Origin of the sequence: Candidatus Clostridium eludens, from assembly GCF_045310515.1 — a bacterium.
Classification (GTDB): Bacteria; Bacillota; Clostridia; order Clostridiales; family Clostridiaceae; genus Clostridium_B; species Clostridium_B eludens.
On the sequence record NZ_JBJHZX010000230.1, the window covers coordinates 1 to 229 of the forward strand.

The window sequence follows — 229 nt, forward strand, 5'->3', positions numbered from 1 at the left end:
TAAAAAATGCTTGTAATAAGCCAAAGTAATGCAACAAATATTTTCATAATTGGACAGATTTTTATAGGTAATACTGATGTTTTTGCACCAGTAAACAAAGAAAGAATTGCCATGCTAACAAGCATTAAAGAGGACAGTCTAATTACGATAACTCCTACTTGATCACTTGAAAGCCCCATTATAGTGAGTACAAGCACTAACGTTCCAACAAAACAAAGAGTAATCCCCT

At 33.2% G+C, this 229-nt stretch carries 1 protein-coding gene; it reads right to left on the reverse strand.

Going from position 1 to position 229, the window contains the following annotated elements:
• A partial coding sequence (locus ACJDU8_RS25930; RefSeq protein WP_406795051.1) for a hypothetical protein occupies window positions 1-229 on the reverse strand: 229 nt, incomplete at both ends.